Raw genomic sequence first — 21,916 nt, 5'->3', positions numbered from 1 at the left:
TCTAACCATCGCAGATACACCGGGACTTGGCCTGAATCGCGCCCTGTGGTATTGGTATTACCAATAAATTCTTGGACAGGAAATTCGTTCTTATGGACGTCGGACAGATCGCCCCACGCAGACTCGCGGACACCATCGTGGAACAGCTGGAAACGATGATTCTGGAAGGCACCCTGCAACCGGGCGAGCGGCTGCCCCCGGAACGGGTATTGTCGGAGCAGTTCGGCGTGTCCCGCCCTTCCCTGCGGGAGGCCATTCAGCGGCTGACCGCCAAAGGCCTGCTGATCAGCCGCCAGGGCGGAGGAAACTATGTCACTGAGTCCCTCGGCGGCAGTTTCAGCGATCCGCTGATTCCTCTGCTTGAAAACCGGCCAGACGCACAACGGGATCTACTGGAATTTCGCCGCACACTGGAGGCGGACTGCGCCTATTACGCAGCCTTGCGAGCGACAGAGGTCGACAGGGCTCACCTGAAAACCGCTTACGAGGCACTGCAAGCCTGCTATGGCAGCGACAGGAACCGGGACCTGGAAGCCGAAGGGGCAGCCGATGCCCGGTTCCACCTGGCGATTGCCGAGGCGAGCCATAACGTGATTCTCCTGCACACCATTCGAAACCTGTTCAACATGCTGAAAAGCAACGTGGTTACCAACATCGGTGGCATGTATCGAAGAGAGGCGGAGACCCGGCAGGGTCTGGTGGAACAGCACCGGATGCTGTACGAAGCCATCTCTGAAGGCAGGGCCGAGGAAGCCCGGGAACTGGCCGGCAAGCACATCCAGTATGTCCAGCAGGTGCTTTCAGAACGCAGCGAGAGCCATCGCCGACTGGAGCGATCCCTGCGGAGGGACAAGCTCGCCCGATCCTGAAAGCGGGCGATCAGGGTCTCAGAGCAGTCGATTGATCTCCTTCCATAACCTGCGATAGGCATCGGCGGCAACGGAGCTGGGCGCCAGCAGCTCCACCGGTGTGCCTTCCTCACCCATCTTCTCCACCACACTGGCGTTCGGGATGATGGTCTTCAGGCCTTTGGGCAGGATTTCATCCTGGGCGTTAATCAGCTCCCGATGAAGACCCTTCCGGCGGTCTGCCATGGAATAAAACGGGTGCAACTTGCCCGGCTTCAGCTTCTTGTCCTTGGCAAACTCCAGCAACTGCTTCCAGCTGTTCAGGGACAGCCAGGTGGGGATCACCGGCACAAACACCTCGTCTGCCGCTTTCAGCACCTGTTCGGAAAGCCGGGACAGCGAAGGCGGGCAATCCAGTATCACCAGGCTGGTTTCTTCGGACAGCGGCGCCAGCCACTGCTTGATCAGATTGCTGCCATCCTCCTGGTCCAGTTTCACATCAAGGTTACGGAAACTGGTGTGGGAAGGGATGAAATCCAGGTTTTCGTAGTCGCTCTCGTGAATGAATTCGGCGATGGGCGTCTTGCCCTTGAGCAACTGCGATAACTTGTGCCCTTTCACCTCGTCAGCACCGGCCAGATACCAGCTGGAAGCGCCCTGGGGGTCCAGGTCCCACAGCAAGGTTGGATACCCGGCCTGGCTCGCCAGATAGGCGATGTTCACGGCAGCGGCGGTTTTACCAACACCGCCCTTCAGACTGTAAAACGCTATGGTCCTCATCCTGTCAGATCCTTTTCTCCAGGCATAAAAAAACCGGGGAAGTCCCCGGTTAAAGCATTCACACGATGCACAACACAATGCATGTCGTCCTGATGAGTTCTCAGGCTATGCTTTTCCGGTGACAGTTTGATGACAGCCTCCAGGCCGTCCTCAAAATTTTCGCATCCTTACTGACTCACTTTCTCCCAGACCGTCAGCTCGGAGAAGCTGTGCTGGAACTTGTTCCTTGTCTCCCTGATAACAAACGGCAGGCTCCAGGGTTCGAACAACAGCCGGAAATGGGGCGCCAGCATCTCCTTGAGGCCGTCGAATGTCGAGAAATCCTCACCGTCCTTCTTGAACCCGCCAACCCAGTGCTCCTTCGGCGTGTACTCCTCCAACCAGGTATAGGGTGAGGCAATCACAAGAAGCCCGAGCTCGTTGATCCGCTCATGGATGGTCTCCAGAAACAGCGATGGCTGGTACAGCCGATCGATCAAGTTGCCCGCGAGCACCAGATCATACCCGGTGAACTGCGATGGCAGATCGCAGGCGTCGCCCTGATGAAAGGCCACACGGTCAGCGGCCTCTTCCAGCCCGAGAGACGCGAGACTCTGGTCCTGGAAGGTCACCAACTCGCCCTCTTCCGGACGGGCATAGCGCACGCGTTTGTCTCGAGCCACTTCCTGACACTTGTTGACGAACGCGTTGGAAAAATCGATGCCGTCCACGTGCCGGAAATGCCGGGCCAGCTCAAAGCTGGTACGGCCAACGGCGCAGCCGATATCCAGCGCACGATCCAGGGGCCGGCCATCCATGGCATGCATGGCGGCATCCGCCAGCGCCTTGGGGAAGTTGGCCTCACCATGCCACCGTTCGCCAAAGTGAAATTCCAGGTATTGGGCGAGGGTGGTGTCGTTTTCATAGTACGTGGTTTGCTGCAATGGAATTCTCCTACCCTGAATGGTTCAACGGCTACCTCTAGCGTAACAGGAAGTTGCCAATACCCTGATCAATAACCGTCTCTTCCGACCGGTCCTTGAGCGGCACCCCGGACACCTTCTGTCGGCGCGCTTCCCTGAGCAGGTACATCAGCCGCCTGCTCGCCTCCCCCCATGACAGCCCCGCCGGCCGGATATTCGATATGCAATTTCGGCTGGCATCGGTCAGCCCTGGCCCTGGCTGCCAGGTCAGGTAAAGTCCCAGACTGTCCGGAGAGCTCAGGCCCGGGCGTTCGCCAATCAGCACCACCACGCAACGGGCGTTGAGGCGGTGGCCAACATCATCCCCGATCGCAACCCGTCCCTGAGAGACAACAACCAGCGGGGCCAGTTCCCAGGACTGATCATCGGCTTCGATGTCCCTCAGCAGGGCCTCAAGAAAGGCAATGGCGTTTTGCTGAACTCCATAGGAAGAGAGTCCGTCTGCGATTACCAAAGCCAGATCAACGGGTGAAGCACCGGTGTGGCCCCGCCGATCCAGCTCCTCAGATGACTGGCTGCTGAGTCGGCGGCCAAGATCGGGGCGCTGAAGATATGTGATTCGGTCGCAGGCCTGGCTTTGCAGGTGAACCGGGTCATGTCGTAAAAGCGTTTTCCTGCTCCCGGTCAGTTCCTCCAGACCGGCCATCAGCCGATCCGTGTCCAGCGGCAGGTGCACGGCATCGCGGGCCTGGGCATGGGCCAGCTGAAACGCCAGCATCTCCCGAGTGGGCAGGCTGATGCCTGCTCGGCCAAGTCCAATCCGGGCATCGGTCCAGGCCGACAGCCGGCGCCAGGGATTCTCGGTGACAACCGGCTTACGCTCAGTCATTGCTCTGGCCCTCCGGTAACCGGGCCAGGCTTTCCCGGAAGGCGTCCGGCAAGGCATCTGCGGGCACCTTGCCTTCGGTATCCCGGAAAATCTGCATCCTGGTCAGCCACTGCTCGAATTCCGGTGCCGGTCGCTTTTCCAGAACGCGGCGCAGGTACAGCGCATCGTGAAACGAGGTGGTCTGATAGTTCAGCATGATGTCGTCCGAGCCGGGTATACCCATGATGAAATGACAGCCGGCCACGCCCAGCAGGGTGAGCAGGTTGTCCATATCGTTCTGATCGGCCTCGGCATGATTGGTGTAGCAGATATCACACCCCATGGGCAGGCCCAGCAACTTGCCACAGAAATGATCCTCCAGCCCGGCCCGGGTAATTTCCTTGCCGTCAAACAGGTATTCCGGGCCGATAAACCCGACCACCGTGTTCACCAGAAGCGGCTCGAACTTACGCGCCACGGCGTACGCCCGGGCTTCGCAGGTCTGCTGGTCCACACCGTGATGGGCATTGGCCGACAGCGCGCTGCCCTGGCCCGTCTCGAAGTACATCACGTTACGACCAACGGTACCCCGATTCAGCGAGAGCGCCGCATCCCGGGCCTCGGCCAGAGTGCCCAGATCAAATCCGAAGCTGCGATTAGTCGCCTCGGTACCGCCTATGGACTGGAACACCAGATCCACCGGCGCTTTCTGCTCGATGGCTTCCAGGGTATTGGTTACGTGGGTGAGCACACAGGACTGGGTGGGAATCTCGTATTTTTGAATCACCTCATCCATCAGCCGCAACAGGCGGACACTCTGCGCCACGTTGTCCGTGGCCGGGTTGATCCCGATCACTGCATCGCCACTGCCATACAGCAAACCATCCAGGATGCTGGCGGCAATGCCGGTAATGTCGTCGGTCGGATGGTTGGGCTGGAGACGGGTCGACATCCGGCCGGGCAGGCCTATGGTGCTTCGAAAGGCGGTCTGGACCCGGCATTTCGCCGCCACCAGAATCAGGTCCTGGTTGCGCATGATCTTGGACACAGCAGCGGCCATCTCCGGAGTAATGCCAGCCCGGACGCTCGCGAGCATCTCCGGCGTGGCAAGGTCGCTGAGCAGCCAGTTCCGGAAATCGCCGACGGTAAGATGGGAAACCGGCTCGAACGCCCCGGGATCATGGTCGTCCAGAATCAGACGCGTAACTTCATCATGCTCGTAGGGGATAAGCGCTTCATTCAGGAAGGTCTTCAGTGGTAGATCTGCCAGGGCCATCTGTGCCACCACCCTTTCCTCGGCGGTGTGCGCGATGACACCCGCCAGTCGATCACCGGAGCGCGCCGGCGTGGCTTTGGCCATCAATTCCGCCAGCGTAGCGAACTGCCATCGCCGCTCACCCAGACTGTACCGATACATTGCCCTCTCCCTGAGACCGTTGTTCTACTATCTTAGGTGAATATCACCGAGACAGATCAACGGCAGGATAAAGCGATGACCGAAAAAGCGGTTCTGACCAGCATCAACGATGGCATTTGCACCATCACCCTCAACCGACCAGACAGGCGCAATGCCGTGGACGGCCCCACGGCCGATGCCCTGCGCCGGGCATTCACCGAGTTTGAAGAAAACGATGCCCTCAAGGTGGCGATCCTTTATGGCGCCGGGGGCAATTTCTGTTCCGGCGCTGATCTGGAGGCCATCGGCGATGAACAGCGGCGCAACCGGATTGATCCCCACGGTACGGGTCACGGCCCCATGGGCCCGACGCGCATGCACTTTTCCAAGCCGGTCATTGCGGCTGTTTCAGGGTACGCCGTGGCCGGAGGCCTGGAGCTGGCACTGATGTGCGACATGCGGGTAGCGGAAGCTTCCGCGGTGTTTGGCGTCTTCTGCCGGCGCTGGGGCGTACCCCTGATCGACGGCGGTACCGTCCGGCTGCCCCGCATCGTCGGCCATGGCCGGGCCATGGACATGATTCTGACCGGCCGCCCCGTCAACGCGGAAGAAGCCCTGGGGATGGGACTGGCAAACCGGGTGGTAGCCGACGGGACAGCACTGCAGGCAGCGCAGGAACTGGCGGCGAACATTGCCGGATTTCCCCAGCGATGCCTTCGGGCCGACAGGGCGTCCGCCATTCATCAATGGGATCTGGATAGCAAACAAGCCCTGGAAGCCGAGGGGGCCGCCGGCTACCCGGTGGTTTTCGAAGAAGCTATCGCCGGGGCCCGGAAATTCAAGGAAGGAGCTGGCCGTCACGGCCAGTTCTGAGCAGGCCCGAAAGCCAGTCGGTCAAATCAGGATACGCCTCCAGATCCAGCACGAATTCCTGCCCGCGGGCCGCACAGTTCAGGTAACACCAGGGTGACTTGAGCTGCCAGCGGTCCGGTTTGGTGTGATAGCTCAGGGGCGGACGGTCATCGCCCGGATAAAAAGCAGCAGGCAGGCGCCACCGGGTGGGCAGCCGGCTTTGCGGATCGGTCAGGACCAGCTCATCCCGCAGTTTCGGGAACACACCACTACCGGCAAAGACCTCCGCGCCGGTTGGCAACTGGCAGGCATGGAAGGACTCATAAAGCGTGTTGCCGGCGTCTGGCTGGCCGTGAAAGTGGGGATGATATCGAGCCCAGGGCAAGGCGCCCGGCGCCAGCTCATCAATGGTGTGAATCTGGCCCACATGCAGCCAGCCCCAGATGGCGTGAAACGGTCGTGATCCGGGCACAAACCGCCAGCGCCGGTTATGCATTTCAGCGCGGCGGAAAACCCCGAAAAACAGGAACAGATCTCCGGACTCAACCCCCTGATTGCGCAAATGCCCCTGGGCAGAACCGGTCTGCCCCAACACCGGCCGCCAGCCCTCTTGTCTCGGGTATGCATCAGCCATCAGATCCGGGTCCAGATGGGCGCCATGGCCGCCACGAATTCGGCCACCGGAGAGATCCCGGGCGATTTTGCCCAACCTGCGCTTTTCGAACAGGACATCGTCATAGCGGATTCGGGACTGGGAGTCTGGAATCGGCAACACACAAAGGGCGTCGTCCGGTAGCACCGGACTGGGACAACCGCCGGCGGAAGAATCGAATCCCTTCCGGCTCAGAATCAGTCGCATGGCATCACTCGAAAAGCATGAAGGCTGAACGGGCAGTAAATGCTATCGTAGAAAAAACAAAAATGCGCGAATGCCACTGACCGGAACCGCCAACATCATGAGAATTGTCTGCATCTCCGACACCCACAGCATGCACCGCCAGATTCAGGTACCCGAGGGTGACCTGCTGATCCACGCCGGCGACTGCCTGGGTGTCGGTACCCTGGACGAACTTGAGGATCTGGACCTATGGTTCTCCGAGCTCCCCCACCGCAACAAAATCCTGATTGCCGGCAACCATGACTGGTGCTTCCAGGATGAGCCGGCCGAAGCCCGGGAACTGGTACGCCACGCCCATTACCTGCAGGACAGTCCGGTGGAACTGGAGGGCCTGAAGTTCTGGGGCAGCCCCTGGACGCCGGTGTTCTTCAATTGGGCGTTTAACCTGGAGCGGGGGGAGGCCATCGCCGCGCGCTGGGACCAGATCCCCGACGACACCGATGTCTTGATCACCCACGGCCCTCCGGCGGGTATTCTGGATATGATCGATTCACCTACTGGCATAATGCGCCCCGGTTGCGACCACCTGGCTGAACGGGTGGCCAGACTGTCCCTGAAACTGCACATCTTCGGTCACATCCATGAGGGCTACGGCCAGGAACAGATTGGGGACTGCCTCCACGTGAATGCCAGCACCTGCAATGGCAGTTTCAAGCCACTAAACCCGCCAATTGTAATCGACCTATAATCCGGCCTCGCCCGACGCCAGGCGAACATTCGTTCTTTTCTTTTATCCGAAACAAAATCATCACGGGGCTGCAACCAAAGTCAGCGATGCTTCTCGGGATAATTCGAAAAGGAGTAAGGACATGTTCCGTAAAACAGCCTGGCTAGCCATCCCGGTTTTTGCACTCGTCGGGTGCAACAGTGATAACGACAATTCCAGCGGTTCGGATAGCGCCGCTTTCACCATGAACATCCTTCATATCAATGACCATCACTCGAACGTGGAAGAAGGATCACAGGCCCTGACCATTGCCGGCCAGGAGACAGAGTTTACCGCTGGCGGCTTCCCGAGGGTTTCTGCCAAAATTGCGGAACGCGAAGCCGAACTGGACAACGTTCTCAAGCTGCATGCCGGGGACGCCATCACCGGCACCCTGTATTTCACTTCGTTCGAGGGCGAGGCAGATGCTGAACTGATGAACCAGGTATGTTTCGATGCCTTCGCCCTGGGCAATCACGAATTCGACCGTGGCGACGAAGGACTCAAAAAGTTCCTGGACCTGCTGGACAGTGGCAGCTGTAACACACCTGTTCTGGCGGCCAACGTAAAGCCCCAGGTCGGTACACCGCTGGCTCCGTTTGCTGAGGGAGATTACATCCAGCCCTACACGATCAAGGAGATGGGCGGTGAACAGGTTGGTATCATCGGCATCGACATTGCCAACAAAACCCGCAACAGCTCCAGCCCTGCCGACACCACTGAATTTCTGGACGAAACTGAAACCGCCCAGGCCATGATTGATGAACTGGAGGCTGCTGGCGTCAACAAGATCATTCTCCTGACTCATTACCAGTACAGCAATGATCTGGTACTGGCAGAGAACCTGACCGGCGTCGATGTCATCATTGGCGGCGACTCGCACACCCTACTGGGTGATTTCGCCGATTATGGCCTGACTGCCGGTGGCCCCTACCCGACCGAGCGCACCAACGCCGATGGCGACAGAGTCTGTGTCGCCCAGGCCTGGCAATATTCGCGAGTGGTGGGCGAGTTGAGCGTGACCTGGAACGCAGATGGCACCGTTGAGTCCTGCTCCGGTACGCCCCACCTGCTTCTGGGTGACACCATCGTTCGCGAAGATGCCAACGGCGACGAATACACGCCGGAGGGAACCGAGGCCCAGGCCATCCTTGACGCCGTTGCGGCGGACTCTCAGCTGAGTATCGTCGAGCCGGATGCCACGGCTTCACAGATACTGGCCTATTACACAAACCAACTGGACACCTTCCGCAACCAGGTGGTCGGCACGGCTACCGAAGACCTGTGTCTCGAACGCATCCCGGGCCAGGGCCGAAGCAACCTGCCCAGCTGTGAAGGCACCACAGATGATCGCGGTGGCGACATTGCCAACCTAGTGGCGCAGGCATTCCTTTTCCTCAGCAAGAATGCTGACGTTTCAATCCAGAACGCAGGTGGAGTGCGCACCGATATTGCCGCCGGAAATATCACTATCGGCGACGCCTACACGCTCCTTCCCTTCGCCAACACCCTGGTTGACCTGACCATGACGGGTGAGGAAATTCGACAGGTACTCAACGAGGCGGTGGATTTTGCCCATGCCCCGGACGGATCGACAGGCGCGTATCCCTATGCGGCAGGCCTGCGGTGGGACGTAGATATGACCCGTGCAAGTGGTGAGCGTCTGTTCAATATTGAGGTGAAATCCCGAGACGAAACCCAGTGGCGCCCGCTGGATGACACTGAAAGCTTGAACGTTGTGACCAACAGCTTTACCGCTGGGGGCCGCGATGGCTACATCACCTTCGGAACGGTTTCTGACGACGGTCGTGCAGTTGACACCTTCCTCGACTACGCCCAGTCGTTCGTGGACTACGTTGCCGAGCAGGGCACCCTCAGCAAGCCAGCGATTGGGGAATACTCAACCCAGTCCTACATTGCTCCTGCAAACTGATCTTCACCCGACCACAAAGAAAATCCGGCGATCAGCGCCGGATTTTCTTTTCCTCATTTACCCGCTAATCTTGAAACACCCGCCATCCGGCGCCATCGTTGCACTCTCGTGAAATCACTTCTCCAACGGGAGCTCCATGCCTGACTGTCCTGATTACTCTTTGCTCGAACTGGCCTCCGTCCGCGAAGGCGACTCGGTAGGAACTACGCTTGCCAACAGCGTGGCCTATGCCCAACGGGCTGAACGCCTTGGCTTCAAGCGATTCTGGCTGGCCGAGCACCACAACATGGAAGGTATCAGCAGCTCCGCCACGTCAGTCCTGATCGGGCATATTGCGGGAAAAACAGAAACCATCCGGGTCGGTTCCGGCGGCGTCATGCTCCCGAACCACCCGCCGTTGGTCATCGCCGAGCAGTTCGGAACGCTTGAGAGCCTGTATCCCGGACGGATTGATCTTGGGCTGGGCCGGGCCCCCGGTACTGACCTGGTAACCGCGAGGGCCTTGCGGCGCGACGGCCTGGGCGCGGAACAGTTTCCGGAGGATGTCGCCCGGCTGCAGTCCCTGCTCGGCCCCCTGCAACCCGGGCAGCCCGTGAAGGCCATACCCGGCGCCGGCACCAACGTGCCTCTCTGGCTGCTGGGTTCAAGCCTTTACAGCGCCCAGCTTGCTGCCATGCGGGGCCTGCCCTATGCCTTTGCCGGGCATTTTGCACCCCGGCTTTATCGAGAAGCCCTGCGAGTCTATCGCGACAATTTCCAGCCTTCTGAACAGCTCGAAAAACCTTATGCCATGCTCGCCCTGCCGGCCATTCCCGCCGACTCGGTACAGGAAGCCGAGCATCTGGCCACAACCAGTTATCAGCGGATTCTCGCGCTGTTCCGGGGCCAGCCGCTCTGGATGAAGCCGCCCGTGAACACCATGGACGGACTCTGGAACGCTGGCGAAAAAGCCAGCGTGAAAGATTTTCTCGGACTCCAGCTGCTTGGGGATGCTGAGGCTATCCAACGACAGCTTGAGCAGATTCTGTCCGGCATTGAGGTTGATGAACTGATGTTTACCGTGGACATCTACGATCCCGGGAAACGCAGGCATGCCCTCGATATCCTTGCACAAACCAGAAAGGCCGGGCAGGCAGTCTCTTAAAGCACAGATTCCACCGCATCGATCAGCTCGGGATCCTGAGGGCGAACCCGGCTTGGGAATGACTCCACTACCGTGCCAGATCGATCAATCACGTACTTGGTGAAATTCCAGCGCGGCGGCTGGCTCTGCTCATTGATGGCCCGGAACACCGGGTTTGCCTCGGGTCCGGTGACCGCACCCGGGGCAATCATGGTGAAGGTCACCCCGAAATTCTTGAAACAGACGGTGGCCGCTTCAGCTTCCGAATCTGCCTCCTGCCGGAAGTCGTCGCTGGCAAAGCCGACCACAACCAGGCCTTTCTCCGAATAGTTTTTATGCAGGGCCTCCAGGCCCTCAAACTGGCCCGTGTAACCGCAGCGGCTGGCGGTATTGACCACCAGCAAGGGCTTGCCGGCAGCCAGGTCGCAGAGATTTACGGTATCAGTGGAGTGCAATTTGCGCTGGTTATGATCAAGAAACGCCGGGCAACTGTCTGCAAGCGCCACAGGCGCACCCATCAGACCTACAACCAATGCCGGAATCATCAGAATCTGTTTCAGGTTTTTCATGGATCCGCTTTCCCTGTTCAGTCTACCTTATTCAATACGCCCCGACCGGACCGTTGGCTCAGCCAACAGGGTGGACAGGACCAGTTCGGCTGCTCATCATCCGGAGAAAACAGCATTCAGAGCAGGAGCCAGTTACATCATGACCGACATCCCGATCCACGTCTTTCTTTCCCACGGCCTGGAAAGCGGACCTGGCAGCACCAAGATCCAGGCCATGAAAGCTGAGGCCGAAACCTTCCCGAACATCAAGGCCCACGCGATCGACCACCGCAGCAGCAAGGATCCTGCTACCCGTTTGGCGCAAATGCGCGAGGCCATGACGCAATGCGGCGCCGATCCTGCACACAGCATTCTGGCCGGCTCCAGCATGGGCGGATGGGTGTGCGCCCAGACCTGCTCTGAAACTCCAGTTCTGGGCTGTTTTATTCTGGCGCCAGCCCTCGCCATGGCCCGGTATCCTCAGTCCAGCCCGGTTATCCAGGCCCGCCACTGCCAGATCATCCATGGTTGGGATGATGACGTGGTACCGGTCGCCCCCGTGCTGGATCTGGCGCGCGATCAGGGCCTTCCGATTCTGGTTCTTCCCGATGGCCACCGACTGGAAAACAGTCTTGATCGGGTCGTCAGCGAGTTCCGCGAATTCCTTCAAACCTGCCTTTCAGATATGAATCAACCGTGATTTCATGAACTTGCGAAACCGCGAAATCCAGCTTCGCTGAAATGATTGTTTTGGCCATTTTCTTGCGAAAACCACTTTGTTTTGCCAGTCTTTATTAATGTAACAATACATTTCGGTAAAAAAACGAACGGAGAAAACCCGATGAGCAGCATGAGCAAGTTCAAAAAACTGGCCGGAATTTCAGCGTTCGCGTTCGCTGCGATGACCATGGCGAACTCTGTAAACGCCGCTAACTGGCGCTATGCACACGAGGAATACGAAGGCGACGTCCAGGATGTATTCGCATACAAGTTCAAGGAATACATCGAGGAAAATTCCGACCACACCCTGCAGGTCTATCGCTTCGGCGAGCTGGGTGAGTCCGACGACATCATGGAACAGACCCAGGCGGGCATCCTCAACTTCGTTAACCAGTCTCCCGGCTTTACCGGTTCCCTGATTCCCGAAGCCCAGATCTTCTTTATCCCCTACCTGATGCCGACCGACATGGACACGGTTATCGAGTTCTTCCGGGAAAGTGAAGCCATTAACGAGGACTTCCCCAAGCTCTACGCGGAAAAAGGCCTCGAGCTCCTGAAGATGTACCCGGAAGGGGAAATGGTTGTGACCGTGGACGAGAAGGTCACCAAGCCAGAGGACTTCAACAACAAGAAGATCCGGGTCATGACCAACCCGCTTCTGTCCGAGACCTACTCTGCCTTTGGCGCTACACCGACCCCGCTGCCTTGGGGTGAAGTGTACGGCGCTCTGCAGACCAATATGATCCAGGGTCAGGAAAACCCCATTTTCTGGATCGAGTCCGGCGGTCTGTACGAAGTGTCTCCGAACCTCGTCTTTACCAAGCACGGCTGGTTCACCACCGCCATGATGGCCAACCAGGATTTCTACGAAGGCCTGTCTGACGAAGACAAGAAGCTGGTGCAGGACGCCGCCGACTTCGCCTTTGAAGAAATCATCGTGCACATCGATGGTCTTGCCGACGAGGCCCTGGCCAAGATCCAGAAGGCCAGCGATGAGGTCACCGTTACCCGCCTGACCGACGAACAGATCGAAGCCTTCAAGGCCCGCGCGCCGCAGGTGGAAGAGAAGTTCATCGAAATGACTGGCGAGAGCGGTAAGGAACTGCTGAACCAGTTCAAGGAAGACCTGAAAGAAGTTCAGAACAACTGAACCTGAAGGGACCATTCCCGCCGGCCAATGCCGGCGGGAAGCTGTACTAACCCCGCCCCGCCGGGGACTTCCTACCGGCCGGGAGCGACATTCTCTGGAGCAAACCCCATGTCCGAGAATTCCCCGGATCTTGAAGACGATACCGGCATCTACGAGTCCGGCCTGCCCGGATTTCTGGGAACCATCGATGAAATAATTGCCAAGGTCGAGGCGTTCATGCTGGCCGTTGGCGTCATCCTGATGGCAATCAATACCTGTGTGAATGTTATTGCGCGGTATGTTTTCGGCGAAGGCCTTTTCTTCTCCGGTGAAATCAACCGGATTCTCATTATCCTGATCACCTTTGCCGGCATCGGCTATGCGGCGCGCCATGGCAGGCACATCCGGATGTCTGCAATTTACGACGCCATTCCGGTCAAGGGGCGAAAAGTGCTGATGATCATCATCGCCCTGTTCACCTCGGTGGTCATGTTCTTCCTCTGCTATCACTCGTTCGAATATATCCAGACCCTGTACAGCCGAGGCCGCATTCTGCCTGCCTTGGGTTTCGAAATCTGGTGGATATATATCTGGGTGCCGATCGGCTTTGCCATTACGGGAATTCAGTACTTCCTCACGGCCATCAAGAACTTCACCAGTAAGGACGTGTACCTTTCTACCGGGGTTGTAGACGGTTACGCGGATACCGAATCGGAAGTATGAACCCTGCAGCTGACATTAAGGAAGGATAAGAAATCATGGCAACTATAATGATGTTGATCATGATCGGGTTGTTGCTGCTGGGCTTCCCGATGATGATTCCACTGATCACCGGCGCCGTGGTCGGCTTTGTGATGATGTTTGATGGCTTCGGCCAAATGGGTACCTTCGTCCAGCAGATGATGGGTGGTATCCGCCCCGCCTCTCTCATTGCCGTCCCCATGTTTATTCTCGCCGCGGACATCATGACCCGCGGTCAATCCGCTGACCGCTTGATCAACATGGTCATGGCGTTCATCGGCCACGTGAAAGGCGGTCTGGCGATAAGTACCGCCACCTCCTGCACCCTTTTCGGTGCCGTATCAGGTTCTACCCAGGCAACGGTAGTGGCTGTTGGCTCGCCCCTGCGGCCAAAACTCCTCAAAGCCGGCTACTCGGATTCGTTTTCGCTCGCGCTGATTATCAACTCCAGCGACATTGCCTTTTTGATACCCCCGAGCATCGGTTTCATTATCTACGGGGTTATCTCCGAGACGTCCATTGCGGAACTGTTCATTGCGGGTATCGGGCCGGGCATCATGATTCTGCTGATGTTCTCGATCTATTGCCTGATCTATGCTCGCGTCAACGACCTCCCAACCGAGGAGAAGGCGACCTGGGGTCAGCGAGCGGTAGCCATGCGTGAGGCACTGTGGCCCCTGTTTTTCCCGGTCATTATCGTCGGCGGCATATACGGGGGTATCTTCAGCCCGACAGAAGCGGCAGCCGTCTGCGTGCTCTACGCCTTCCTGCTTGAATTCGTGGTGTTCCGGTCGCTCAAACTTGCCGACATATATCGTATCGCCAAGTCCACCGGTTTGATCACTGCGGTCGTATTTATTCTTGTCGCCGTAGGCACCGGATTCTCCTGGATTATTTCCTTTGCCCAGATTCCCCAGGCTATCCTGGACGCAGTCGGAATCAGCGACATGGGCCCGATCGGCGTGATGATTACCATCTGTATCGCTTTCTTTATTGCCTGCATGTTCGTTGACCCGATCGTGGTAATTCTTGTTCTGACGCCAATTTTTGCACCAGCCATAGAAGCCTCGGGCATCGACCCGGTACTGGTCGGCGTTCTCATTACACTGCAGGTAGCCATCGGCTCGGCAACTCCGCCGTTCGGCTGCGACATCTTTACCGCCATCGCGATATTCAAGCGCCCCTATCTTGAGGTTATTCGCGGCACGCCGCCGTTCGTAATCATGCTGATAGCCGCTGCCGGGCTATTGATTGCGTTCCCACAAATTGCGTTGTTCCTGCGCGACGTGGCCTTCAGGTGATCTGACCACCCTGAAGGGTGAATACAAAGGAGAGCGACATGTTCAAACGGATTCTGGTGGCAGTAGACGGCTCGATGACCTCCTTCGATGCTCTGACCAAGGCCATAGAGTTGCAAAAACTGACCGACGCAGAGATTTACCTCCTCTGCGTTTACAAGCACCACAGCCTGTTCGAGGCGTCACTGTCGATAGGCCGCCCGGATGACATGGATATTCCGGACAAGGTGTTATCGGAATACGCCAAAGAGGTGGTCAATCATGCCAAGGAACTGGCCAAGGAACGCGGCGCCACTCACGTCAGGGGCTTCGTAAAGGCTGGCAGGCCCTCAAGAGTTATCATCGATTTTGCCAAAGACAAGGGCGCAGACCTGATTGTCGTGGGCACCAAGGGAACTCACAGCGACAAGGATGGCATGTTCCTTGGGAGTGTTTCCCACCGGGTGGCTTCCAATGCCAAATGCCCGGTTCTGGTGGTGTAACCGTCTAACCAGAGACTTCAACCCGATTACGGCCGGCTTCCTTGGCGCGATAGAGCGCCTTGTCGGCCAGGGTAAGAATTTGTAACGGTTTCTCACCGTTGTCGGGCCAGTTGGCAACACCCACCGAAACCGTGAGCATCCCAAGATCTCGTTCCCGATGGATAATTGGCACCGCCCGGACTGCTTCACACAGCTGGTTCGCTTTGTCCCTGGCGGCGTCCGATGTTGCTCCGGGCATGACCACCACAAACTCCTCACCGCCATACCGGCAAACAATGTCACTCTCCCGGAACTGCTTCTGCAGAATGCCAGCGACTATCTTCAGGGCATCGTCTCCGGCTTCGTGGCCGTGGGTATCGTTGAACCGCTTGAAGTGATCTATATCGACAATCAGAAGGGATAGCGGCAGGTCGTTGCGCTGTGCAACAGCGCTTTCATGCTCGAAAAGCTGATCGAAGTAGCGACGATTTTTCAGACCGGTGAGACCATCCTCGTAGGAAAATTTCTGCAACTCTTCCCGCAGGGCAATACTGGAGAGGGTGATACTGATTCTCTGAATCGCCTGATCCAGCGCCGCAAGCAGACGGGCCGAACCATACTCGCTCTCTGCCTTACCGAAAACGCCATCTCCCTCCAGCAGAAGAATGCCTTCGGTTACGTTGCCAGCACTGGCCGACTCCACATTCACCCAGAAGCAAAGTGTGGCATTCTCAGTTTCTCTATCGCCCCCTTCAGCCCCCTGCCATTGTCTGAGTTGCGGCAACCTGGAGGGTTCCGGGAGGCCTTTGCGGGCGTCCAGCAGCACTGGCAACGGGACCGGGCGGCTGAAACCCCAAACAGCGACCCGATCATACCGGTCGCCTGACCCCCTTTGATAGAAGGCACCTTTGAGTGGGCTGCAGATATCCGGGAGCGCCCGGACAAGCAGCGCGAACGCCTGCTTCAGGCCCAGACAGTCCTGTAGTTCGGTAATCACGTCGCCCAGAATCCGGTTTTTCTCGTTTTCAAAGGTCAGCATCCGGACCCGCGCCTGCTCACGCCGGGCCAGGGCCTCCGCCTTGGCGGTACGTTCGGCTACCTTTTCTTCCAGTGACACGTTCAGCCGCTTGAGGGCCTCCTGGGTTCCCGCGTAGTGCCATAGTGAAATAACAACCACAGCCAGAGAAAACAGGAGCATCCCCCAACTGACCGGAACCCGGCCCCAGGGAAGCACGCCATGAGCCACCGCCATATCCACAATCAGCAGCACACAGAAAAAGCCGAATGCCAGCAGCAGAACCTGTTGCTCCCGCAGCATCCGACGGATACGACGCAACACCACGGCAAAAATGATAACCAGAGAGGCAAGAAACAGGGCATCAAATGGCGGGAAAGTCGACGAGAGGTCAAACACTCCTGCCAGAGCGCCGAGCAGCGCACCCGTAAGGTATACAAGATGGACTTTCCAGATCAGGTTGATCACCCAGGGGCGATGATTGGTCAGCCATTGCTCGAGCAGCAGTGCCAAGGCCACCGGCAGCATGTAATAGGAACCGGCGGCCAGGTAATCCCACATCAACGGCTGGTAGGCAATCAGCAGACTGGCCTGGCTTTCCGAGACCAGCATCAGGGCGGAAGCCAGTGTGAACAGCGAGATAGTCGCAAAGGTTTTCTTTTCTGCCTGCAGTAACGCAAAAATGATCGCCAGCAGCGCAATCAGGGTGGCGAAGCCTGCAATCACCAGGGCTTCCAGGGAATTCTTGAGGATGTACAACACCAGATCCGGATGGTCCATGATGGAGACTTCACCCCACAGACCGATATCCGTGTAGTTGGAGAAGATCCGGAAATACACCGGCTTGCCTTCATAGTTCTCGGGAAGAACGATTTCATGCCAGGGCCAGCCCTCAAACCGGCCCCTACCCTGGGCATCAAACTCCCCATATTGGTAGATTTTTTCACCCTCGACCCAGACCTGAACGATCAGATCGACACTGAAGATGTAGAGGACAGGCTCCTGCCACTCGCCGGTTGGCAGGGTTACCCGGAACCAGACGTTTTCACGTCCTTCACGGCCGGGGGGATTGGAGGGGAAACCAATGCTTTGCCATTTTCCAGGTGCATCCTGTAACACCCACTCCGGAATACCGTCTTCGGTGAAAGGTGAGTCACCCCAGCGGTATTCCCAACCCTGGGTTACCGGCTGCGATGCTGCATGGGCCAAAGCGGGCATCAAGAGGGCCAGGAGCAGCACGGTAATCAGGCGTAGCAGGCTAATCGATGGCATCAGGAAGGCAAACCTGCGTTCTGTAACGATCAGACCAGATTATAGCCCAGTCCCTGCGAAATCCAGAGGGCTGATGTCATTGCGGCTGCACCACCCATTCCGGGTCCTCAAACTCTCCAATGAGTTTGATATCCACAAACGGCGCAGCACTGCGAATGATAGCGGCCACCTCAGGGTTATGCTGCCCTTCCATGGCATCCCGCTGTTCCTTGCTCTCCCAGGAGGCGATGGCAATCAGGGTGTTGGGGTCGCCAATCTTGCGGTGCAGTTCAGTGCCCCGGGCCCCGGGCGCCTGCTGGATAATTTCGCTCGCTCTCACCCAGGCATCCGCGTATTCCTCGGCAGTATGGCCTTCCCGGATATGCACTTCGAAAATAAACTTCATTAGACCTCCCGGCGACTGCCAGTTCAATCCGGTCGCGCATCCCGTGATTGCGGCGAACACCGTTAACGTGAGGAGCGGCCCATCACCAGCATCGCCAATAGCGCAGAGCCCACCATCAGCAACAGTGCCACCGCATTGAGCACAGGCGTCGACCCTTCCCGGAGGCGATTGAACAGGGCCACCGTCAGCGGTGTATCACTACCTGTCAGCATAACGGTGGTATTGAAGTTTTCAAATGACATCAGGAACGCCATGGCGGCCGCTCCGAAAATAGACGGCAAGAGCCAGGGCAGAGTCACGGTGAACCAGGCCACCACTGGCGTGGCGCCCAGATTCAGGGCGGCTTCTTCCAGCTGGGGATCAAACTTGCGCAGGCGGGCCGCGATCACCAAAGTGCTCAGAGTCGCGATGAAGGTCACCTGCCCCATTACCACCAGAGTCATTCCGGGACGGAACAGATCCAGCTCGATTCCCCAGGCTGCCGAGATATCATTGGCCATGCCGCTGTAGAACACCAGTATGGACACCCCCAGAATGACACCGGGAATCACCAACGGCAGCAGCATGAGCAGGTACAGGAATTCCTTGCCCCGGAACTGCACCCGTTCAAACAACACGGCATTAACACACCCCAGGGCAACACTCACCAGAGTCACCCAGAAAGCGATCTTGGCACTGACCCAGAGCGCCGTAAGCAGGCCATCGTCGTGGAAGAGTCCGGTACGGCCCTCGCTGCCATCTGCGAAATACCAGTCCAGGGTGAAGCCTTTCCATGGCAGTGACGGGAAAGGCGCGTCGTTGAAAGCAAACACGGCCGTGACCAGCAGCGGCAAGGCCAGGTAAACGAAAAATGCCACCAGATACGCCAGATAGAGGCTATCGAACAGACGGGACCGGGGTACGGAACGGATCATGGCTTCACCCTCACCTTCACCCCATCACCTTGCGCAACGACTGACCAGAGATTTTCAGCCCGAGCCAGACGATGACCGACGACAGTACCAGCAGCAGAACCCCGAGTGCCGCGCCCTGCTCCCAGTTAAAACGGGTAATGAACTGGGTGAAGATCTGCTCGGTAAACCAGGCACTGTCCTTCCCACCCATGAGCACCGGCGTCAGGTAGCTGCCAAGAGTGAGCATGAACACCACGATGCAGCCGGAAACGATACCGGGCATGGCCCAGGGCACAACGATTTCGCGCAGCACGGTACCGTGGCCGCCACCCAGGTCGTAGCCGGCTTCCACCAGGTTCTCATCCATGCCATCGAGGGTTGTCACCAGTGGCACCACCATAAAGAGAAGGCCGTTGTAGACCAGGCCGATGATGACCGCAACGTCGTTGTAGAGCATTTCCACCGGACCATCCACCCAGCCCAGTGCCTGTAGCCAGGAACTGAACAGGCCGCTTTCACGCAACAGAATCATCCAGCCGTAAGTACGTACCAACTCACTGGCCCAGAACGGAATCAGGCAGGCCAGAAACAGAATGCCTTTGGAGCGGCCTCTGGCAAGACGGGCAATGTACCAGGCAATGGGGAAGGCGATGATCAGCGTCAGAAAGGTGGTGAACAGCGACATCACCCCGGTGCGTACAAACGTCCGCCAATAATAGGACTCGGTAAAGAAATTCTGGTACTGCTCAATGCCCCAGGCAATGGTGTCCCAGCTTTCCCGGACCTGGAACGATACCCGGAGCATTTGAAGGTGGGGCAAGAGCACCAGCAATACGATCCAGAGCAGGAACGGGGTGAGCAGCAACCAGAGGGATAAGCGACTGACCGATGACCTCACAGACTGTCGGCTCCAAAGACCCTGGCCAGGGCCGGATTCCAGGCCAGACGGATTGAACTGTCGGCAGACAGCCTGGGTGCCGAGCCATCCTGAGGCAGGCGGGCGTATACCGGTTGCCCACAGTTCTCTGCCTCGACCCGGCTGTTGGCGCCATCGAACAGGGTGGTGCGCACGTTCGCCTGCATCGACGAGAAGCCGGCACTGAGTGCATCCCCAGACAGCACCAGGGATTCAGGCCGGATATACAGTTCAGCCCGATGGCCGGTTCGAAGGTTGTCCGATGCCACCCTGCCCTGAACCAGCACACCATCATCCAGACGGATTTCGGCCAGATCATCCCGCACGGACACCAGCTCTCCGGACAGGCGATTGTTATCGCCGACGAACCCGGCGACGAACGGCGTGGCCGGTTCCCGGTAAAGCTCCTCCGGTGGCGCCACCTGATCAAACCGGCCGTCCCGCATGACAGCCACCTGATCCGACATCACCATGGCTTCCGACTGGTCGTGGGTGATATACACGAAGGTGGTGCCGAACTGCTTCTGGAGGTGTTTGAGCTCCACCTTCATCTGCTCACGGAGTTTCAGGTCGAGGGCGCCGAGAGGTTCGTCCAGCAGCAGGAGCGTGGGCTCCAGTACCAGGCAGCGTGCCAGGGCCACCCGCTGTCGCTGTCCGCCGGAAAGCTCCTGTGGGTTGCGGTGCTCAAGATCTGGCAGGCCGACCTGTTCCAGCACCCGGGCAATGCGCTTTCGGCGCTCGGCCAGTGGCATTTTCCGGCGCTTAAGCCCGTAGCCGATATTGTCACCGACCGTCATGGTGGGGAACAGGGCCAGATGCTGGAACACCATGTTCACCGGCCGACGGTTCGGTGGCACATCGTTCATGCGCTCGCCACGGATGTGGATATCACCTTCATCGGGCTTGTCGAACCCGGCCAGGAGCCGCAACAGGGTGGTTTTGCCGCAACCGGAGGGTCCAAGAATGGAGAAAAACGTGCCGGCAGGTACGTCCAGGGACACATGGTCCACCGCAGCATTACTGCCAAAGCGGCGGACCAGTCCCTCACAGAACAGGTCCGAATCCATTCCCATGTGGATCAGTTCGCGGCCTGGACGCGGTCCAACACCTGACCTTCCATGGTTTCCAGCCCCGGGGGAACCGGCGGATACCACTTGATATTGTCGATGGCGGCTTCGTCGAAGCTTGCGCGGTAGGCGTCCCGGAGATCGGCCTTCACAAACTCATCGGCACCTTTTGAGGCGGTAAAGTTGCCCGAGGCGTTGGTAATACGGGCTGCGATTTCCGGCTGCATCACGAAATTGATCCACTTGTAAGCGGCTTCTTCGTTTTCGCTGCGACGGGGAATCGCAAAGGTATCGATCCAGCCCAGGGCGCCGGATTCGGGGGCAACAAACCGAATTTCCGGGTTCTCGGCGTTCAGTTTCCAGCCGCCGGCATCCCAGGCCATGGCCGCTTTCACTTCACCGGTACGCAGCAGAGCCAGCAACTGATCGCCACCGGTCCAGTAGGTTTTGACATTGCTCTTGCAGTCGATCAGTTTGTCCTGGACCTTCGCCATAATCGACTCGTATTGGTCCCGGTCATCGTAGGCGGCGAACGGGTCCATCCTCATGGCAAAAGCGAAACCGATCAGGGTCGGTCGCTTGAGCCGGTAGCTGACCTGGCCCTCAACGCCGGAATCACACAGGTCGGTGTAATCGGTCACGATATCGGCCACAGAGCTGTGCACGATCAGACCGCTGGTTCCCCACACAGAAGGCACACCATAGAACTTGCCATCCAGTTCGGTGGAATCCTGGGTCGCCTTGACCATGGACGGCTGCAATTGATCCGTGTTTACGCGGCTGAAATCGATGGGCTTATAGATATTGAACTGGCGCTGAACGCCGACAATGCGGTCCTGGCTGGGTTGGGCCAGATCAAACCCCGCCCCGCCCGTGGCGCGGAGCTTGGAAATCATGTCTTCATTGTTGGAGAGGGTCACCTTCACATCGATGCCAGTCTCCTCCTCAAACTGGGCGACCACATCATCCGGGGCGTAGCCACCCCAGGTAATCAGGCGCAGCTCTTCGGCCAGGGTACTGCCGGAAAAGCCTGCAGTGGCAAGGGCTGCAGACAGCAAAAAAGCACGGTTCCGAGTCGAACGAGAGGGCATGATCATAACGTGTCCTTACTGATGGCAATTCCAGAAGTTTGCTAACCATTTGTTATCAGGAAGTTATAGACCAT

General features: G+C 58.2%; 22 protein-coding genes. 10 read left to right on the top strand and 12 right to left on the bottom strand.

Features of this window, described 5'->3' with window-relative positions; all coding sequences use genetic code 11:
- Positions 1-92 precede the first annotated feature (92 nt).
- Positions 93-869, top strand: a complete 777-nt coding sequence (locus ACO06L_RS15975) for a GntR family transcriptional regulator (RefSeq protein ID WP_041645971.1) — start codon at positions 93-95, stop codon at positions 867-869.
- Positions 870-887: 18 nt separating this feature from the next.
- Here ACO06L_RS15975 and ACO06L_RS15970 read toward each other — a convergent pair whose 3' ends face one another.
- From ACO06L_RS15970 to ACO06L_RS15955, 4 genes are all read right to left on the bottom strand, one after another.
- A complete protein-coding gene (locus ACO06L_RS15970) occupies positions 888-1,628 on the bottom strand; it encodes a ParA family protein (protein WP_064229130.1) in 741 nt (246 codons plus the stop codon).
- A 167-nt stretch (positions 1,629-1,795) separates the two neighbouring features.
- Positions 1,796-2,551, bottom strand: coding sequence for a putative 4-mercaptohistidine N1-methyltransferase (locus ACO06L_RS15965; protein ID WP_202346487.1), 756 nt, complete (start codon positions 2,549-2,551; stop codon positions 1,796-1,798).
- Between the two features lie 37 nt (positions 2,552-2,588).
- The gene (gene eutC, locus ACO06L_RS15960) at positions 2,589-3,419 is read right to left on the bottom strand and encodes an ethanolamine ammonia-lyase subunit EutC (RefSeq protein WP_202346486.1); all 831 of its coding nucleotides are present in this window, start codon (positions 3,417-3,419) and stop codon (positions 2,589-2,591) included.
- Positions 3,412-4,815 carry an ethanolamine ammonia-lyase subunit EutB gene (locus ACO06L_RS15955; RefSeq protein ID WP_202346485.1) on the bottom strand — a complete coding sequence of 468 codons (1,404 nt, stop codon included), beginning with the start codon at positions 4,813-4,815 and terminating at the stop codon, positions 3,412-3,414. Before ACO06L_RS15955 ends, eutC begins: the two co-directional genes overlap by 8 nt.
- Positions 4,816-4,890: 75 nt before the next feature.
- Between ACO06L_RS15955 and ACO06L_RS15950 the strand changes: the two genes are divergently transcribed.
- Positions 4,891-5,667, top strand: a complete 777-nt coding sequence (locus tag ACO06L_RS15950) for a crotonase/enoyl-CoA hydratase family protein (protein ID WP_202346484.1) — start codon at positions 4,891-4,893, stop codon at positions 5,665-5,667.
- Here ACO06L_RS15950 and ACO06L_RS15945 read toward each other — a convergent pair.
- The gene (locus ACO06L_RS15945) at positions 5,633-6,505 is read right to left on the bottom strand and encodes a hypothetical protein (RefSeq protein WP_202346483.1); all 873 of its coding nucleotides are present in this window, start codon (positions 6,503-6,505) and stop codon (positions 5,633-5,635) included. The genes ACO06L_RS15950 and ACO06L_RS15945 overlap by 35 nt on opposite strands.
- 70 nt (positions 6,506-6,575) lie before the next feature.
- Between ACO06L_RS15945 and ACO06L_RS15940 the strand changes: the two genes are divergently transcribed.
- The 3 genes from ACO06L_RS15940 to ACO06L_RS15930 all read left to right on the top strand — a co-directional run bounded on the left by ACO06L_RS15940 (position 6,576) and on the right by ACO06L_RS15930 (position 10,327).
- A complete protein-coding gene (locus ACO06L_RS15940) occupies positions 6,576-7,232 on the top strand; it encodes a metallophosphatase domain-containing protein (RefSeq protein ID WP_227715702.1) in 657 nt (218 codons plus the stop codon).
- Between the two features lie 121 nt (positions 7,233-7,353).
- Positions 7,354-9,183: an NAD nucleotidase gene (gene nadN, locus ACO06L_RS15935; protein WP_202346482.1), complete on the top strand. Its 1,830-nt coding sequence runs from the start codon at positions 7,354-7,356 to the stop codon at positions 9,181-9,183.
- Between the two features lie 136 nt (positions 9,184-9,319).
- Positions 9,320-10,327 (top strand): LLM class flavin-dependent oxidoreductase, encoded by a 1,008-nt coding sequence (locus tag ACO06L_RS15930; protein WP_202346481.1) that lies wholly within the window; start codon positions 9,320-9,322, stop codon positions 10,325-10,327.
- Here the strand turns inward: ACO06L_RS15930 and ACO06L_RS15925 are convergent.
- The gene (locus ACO06L_RS15925) at positions 10,324-10,875 is read right to left on the bottom strand and encodes a glutathione peroxidase (protein WP_202346480.1); all 552 of its coding nucleotides are present in this window, start codon (positions 10,873-10,875) and stop codon (positions 10,324-10,326) included. The genes ACO06L_RS15930 and ACO06L_RS15925 overlap by 4 nt on opposite strands.
- 139 nt (positions 10,876-11,014) lie before the next feature.
- Between ACO06L_RS15925 and ACO06L_RS15920 the strand changes: the two genes are divergently transcribed.
- The 5 genes from ACO06L_RS15920 (at position 11,015) to ACO06L_RS15900 (ending at position 15,224) form a co-directional block, all read left to right on the top strand.
- Positions 11,015-11,554, top strand: coding sequence for a YqiA/YcfP family alpha/beta fold hydrolase (locus ACO06L_RS15920; RefSeq protein ID WP_202346479.1), 540 nt, complete (start codon positions 11,015-11,017; stop codon positions 11,552-11,554).
- A 141-nt stretch (positions 11,555-11,695) separates the two neighbouring features.
- Positions 11,696-12,724 (top strand): TRAP transporter substrate-binding protein DctP, encoded by a 1,029-nt coding sequence (gene dctP, locus ACO06L_RS15915; protein ID WP_064229139.1) that lies wholly within the window; start codon positions 11,696-11,698, stop codon positions 12,722-12,724.
- A gap of 108 nt (positions 12,725-12,832) precedes the next feature.
- Positions 12,833-13,426, top strand: a complete 594-nt coding sequence (locus tag ACO06L_RS15910; RefSeq protein WP_064229140.1) for a TRAP transporter small permease — start codon at positions 12,833-12,835, stop codon at positions 13,424-13,426.
- Between the two features lie 35 nt (positions 13,427-13,461).
- Positions 13,462-14,745 (top strand): TRAP transporter large permease, encoded by a 1,284-nt coding sequence (locus ACO06L_RS15905; RefSeq protein ID WP_064229141.1) that lies wholly within the window; start codon positions 13,462-13,464, stop codon positions 14,743-14,745.
- 38 nt (positions 14,746-14,783) lie between these two features.
- Complete coding sequence (locus ACO06L_RS15900; RefSeq protein WP_064229142.1) at positions 14,784-15,224, top strand: universal stress protein; 441 nt, start codon at positions 14,784-14,786, stop codon at positions 15,222-15,224.
- Positions 15,225-15,228: 4 nt separating this feature from the next.
- Here ACO06L_RS15900 and ACO06L_RS15895 read toward each other — a convergent pair whose 3' ends face one another.
- The 6 genes from ACO06L_RS15895 to ACO06L_RS15870 all read right to left on the bottom strand — a co-directional run bounded on the left by ACO06L_RS15895 (position 15,229) and on the right by ACO06L_RS15870 (position 21,842).
- A complete protein-coding gene (locus ACO06L_RS15895) occupies positions 15,229-17,490 on the bottom strand; it encodes a sensor domain-containing diguanylate cyclase (protein ID WP_202346478.1) in 2,262 nt (753 codons plus the stop codon).
- A 76-nt stretch (positions 17,491-17,566) separates the two neighbouring features.
- Positions 17,567-17,875 carry an antibiotic biosynthesis monooxygenase family protein gene (locus ACO06L_RS15890; protein WP_202346477.1) on the bottom strand — a complete coding sequence of 103 codons (309 nt, stop codon included), beginning with the start codon at positions 17,873-17,875 and terminating at the stop codon, positions 17,567-17,569.
- A gap of 62 nt (positions 17,876-17,937) precedes the next feature.
- On the bottom strand, positions 17,938-18,789 hold the full coding sequence (locus ACO06L_RS15885) for an ABC transporter permease (protein WP_202346476.1): 852 nt from the start codon (positions 18,787-18,789) through the stop codon (positions 17,938-17,940).
- Positions 18,790-18,805: 16 nt separating this feature from the next.
- Positions 18,806-19,666 carry an ABC transporter permease gene (locus ACO06L_RS15880; RefSeq protein ID WP_064229146.1) on the bottom strand — a complete coding sequence of 287 codons (861 nt, stop codon included), beginning with the start codon at positions 19,664-19,666 and terminating at the stop codon, positions 18,806-18,808.
- A complete protein-coding gene (locus ACO06L_RS15875; RefSeq protein WP_202346475.1) occupies positions 19,663-20,757 on the bottom strand; it encodes an ABC transporter ATP-binding protein in 1,095 nt (364 codons plus the stop codon). Before ACO06L_RS15875 ends, ACO06L_RS15880 begins: the two co-directional genes overlap by 4 nt.
- A gap of 5 nt (positions 20,758-20,762) precedes the next feature.
- Complete coding sequence (locus tag ACO06L_RS15870; protein ID WP_413816172.1) at positions 20,763-21,842, bottom strand: extracellular solute-binding protein; 1,080 nt, start codon at positions 21,840-21,842, stop codon at positions 20,763-20,765.
- Positions 21,843-21,916: the final 74 nt, after the last annotated feature.

It is taken from the genome of Marinobacter sp. (assembly GCF_965229985.1).
Taxonomy (GTDB): domain Bacteria; phylum Pseudomonadota; class Gammaproteobacteria; order Pseudomonadales; family Oleiphilaceae; genus Marinobacter.
Note: the sequence above shows the minus strand (reverse complement) of the source record. Positions and strands in the feature narration are given on the sequence as shown.